The sequence below is a fragment of the Bacillus canaveralius genome, assembly GCF_002860125.1.
Classification (GTDB): domain Bacteria; phylum Bacillota; class Bacilli; order Bacillales; family Cytobacillaceae; genus Bacillus_BJ; species Bacillus_BJ canaveralius.
On the sequence record NZ_PGVA01000075.1, the window covers coordinates 1 to 2549 of the forward strand.

General features: G+C 35.0%; 3 protein-coding genes. 2 read left to right on the top strand and 1 reads right to left on the bottom strand.

Annotation, left to right across the window (positions count from 1 at the left end):
* Window positions 1-184 precede the first annotated feature (184 nt).
* Both CU635_RS21315 and CU635_RS21320 read left to right on the top strand, forming a co-directional pair.
* Complete coding sequence (locus CU635_RS21315; protein ID WP_101579391.1) at window positions 185-373, top strand: SHOCT domain-containing protein; 189 nt, start codon at window positions 185-187, stop codon at window positions 371-373.
* A gap of 52 nt (window positions 374-425) precedes the next feature.
* A complete protein-coding gene (locus CU635_RS21320) occupies window positions 426-755 on the top strand; it encodes an SHOCT domain-containing protein (RefSeq protein WP_101579392.1) in 330 nt (109 codons plus the stop codon).
* A gap of 159 nt (window positions 756-914) precedes the next feature.
* Here CU635_RS21320 and CU635_RS21325 read toward each other — a convergent pair whose 3' ends face one another.
* Window positions 915-2375: a multicopper oxidase domain-containing protein gene (locus CU635_RS21325; protein ID WP_101579393.1), complete on the bottom strand. Its 1461-nt coding sequence runs from the start codon at window positions 2373-2375 to the stop codon at window positions 915-917.
* Between the last annotated feature and the right edge of the window lie 174 nt (window positions 2376-2549).

Here is a 2549-nt window from a genome sequence, read left to right on the forward strand (position 1 = left end):
CGGATTTAAGCGACCAGGAACTGGAGGAATTTTATAAAGGCATGCATGGCACAGGTGGAGCTGTCAACAGTAAGAATTTTCAAGGAATGATGGGGAATCTTTAAGGCATCACTGAGAAAAAATAGGCCGGTTTTCCGGCCTATTTTTAAAATAAAACTAATCTATAAAGTAGGGGGAAAAAATAATGTTTTTACTGCTCATTTTAGCCATTGGCTTTTACTTATACCAGACAGGAGAACTTCAAAGGATACTCAGTAAGTTTCAATCAAATGAAAGCATTCATATCAGCGACGCGAGACGAGTTATTGATTTAAGGTATGCAGCCGGTAAGATTTCTACAGAAGAGTACAGCAAAATTAAAGATCTTTTATAGGTTATCGTAAGTGTTACTTTGTTATATTACTTTTTAAGGAGGAGTTGGAATAATGATGAATGGACATATGGGTTCTTTCGGTTCAACTTATGGAGGATATGGAAATGGAATTGGCAACGGAGGGTTTGAAGGGTATCCTTTTGGACTAAATAACTTTGGATGGATGTCAGGAATGAATCTTTCTGGACTCCTGCTGATTGCTTTGATTGCATTTTCACTGTACTTGTTCTTCATAAATAAAAACCAGTACACAAGATTGTCTCCAATGAAAACAGAAAGATTACCTTCAATCGAAGCTGAAGAAGTGATCAAATTACGATATGCCCGCGGCGAAATTTCATTTGATGAATTTCAATCTATTTTAAAAATGATTAAATCTTAAGGAATAAAAAATTAATCATTCCAAATCTTTGGATTTTCCTGATTATTATCGGTGTTATTATATTCATTTGGCTGATAATAAATAAAAAAAATAAGAATTAAAGCACATTTAATGAAAAGCTGATAGAGGCCGGTAGTGGCTCTATCAGCTTTTTCTTTATTAATCAAATTTCTCATCAACATAATAATCGGGAGTATCCGTTTGGATATATGTTAATTGCCCTCCCGGATAAATTCCTTTATTCGTTATTTTGTAATCGTCATGGTTATGCATTGGAAAAAATTGTGGGAAAAATTGATCGTTTATATCGGTTAACGATTGTTGACAAATTTTAAGATAATTTATTAATTCAGGTGAGCCGCATTTAACAGGTTCAGTAGGAATATTAAAGATAGAATTAGCATCAATAGTATTCAATTTTTTTAATTGAGAGCAAAAAGAGGGAAAACCATCTTGCCCTAAAATCATATATTTTAAATATTCAATCCGTTTATCATTTGAAGTTAGAAGTAAGTCATATGTTTCCCCAGAACCTATACTCACAGTAAAACCTTTATTCTTGAGTGCGTGATGAGAGGAATCGTCCAGCTGAAGGAGAGTAGCTAGATGGATAAAAGGATCAATATGACTGTCTTTTCCTATAATTGTAAAATGCCATCCGTGAATGTGCCATGGAACAACTTGATACCCCATATTAATCATCCTGAGTAAAAATTGTTGCCCGGTTTTTATATGCACATATGATTCGTAATTGATTCTGGTTAAATTAGAATCAAATTCAATGTTAGTATTCGATAAAGGGTGGGGAAGCAAAGTATCTGGGAATGCGCGGCCATTAATTAACCAAAAGTCCGGTTTGAAGTTGGCTGCATTGAAGAATGAACCTTTATGGACACTTTCATGCCACACAGAATCAATGTCGGATAATAACATAACATACTCTTTATCAAAGTATGTTTGAATGTCATTATAAGCAAAATTTTTGTTTGTAGCTGTCTTAGGAATATGGGCTTGTGGCTTGCCGTTGTAAAACCATTCTTTATTTACACTTTGTCTTATACCTGCTAAGGACAAGCTTTTTTTTGATGGATAAATAATTAAAGCCCCATACATTCCCATTTGAATATGTTCGGATGCTTCAACATGGCAATGATACATAAGCGTACCCGGATTTTCTGCCAGAAAAAAATAGGTCATTGCCGGAGGCGTGGCCGTTAGGTCAGTCCAAACCGGAACACCGAAAGAAGTTTCTGGAAACCCATCCAATTGTGAAGGCACATGAGCTCCGTGCATATGGATGGTATGATCGTCGATTAAATCCGGACGTTCTTTCATCCCTAAATTTATGAGAGTAATGTAGATGCGATCTTCAACCTCTCCAACAATAAGGGGAGAAGGAATTGTACCCGTACCCTTCAATTCAAGTAATTTTCCCCAATTTTTGCGGTTAGTCCAATCAAGTATAGGATTTACTATTTTTTCATCAACTTTAAAAAGGCCACCGACAAATCCAAAAGCATAGATCTGTTGCTTTGTTTCCTGAGCAGGGCAAATGGTTTTACTGACAGGCAGATTAATAAAACCATCGGTTGCTAATAAAACATAATGCCTTACTGACACAAGGAGAACTCCCCTCTATAAATGAAAATAAGCCTACCAATATAGACCTTTGATTATTTTATGTAAGATTTTCTTCATGGTTCGTCGTACATTTGCATGGATTCTGTAAAACTCTACATATTTTCTTCATGATTACACTTTATATTTTAATTATAGAAACAAATATTGATTTAC

What these genes read in the sequence shown, in the direction of transcription:
- CU635_RS21315 (WP_101579391.1), top strand. Translation starts at nt 185, where the DNA reads ATGTTTTTACTGCTCATTTTAGCCATTGGCTTTTACTTATACCAGACA.
- CU635_RS21320 (WP_101579392.1), top strand. Translation starts at nt 426, where the DNA reads ATGATGAATGGACATATGGGTTCTTTCGGTTCAACTTATGGAGGATAT.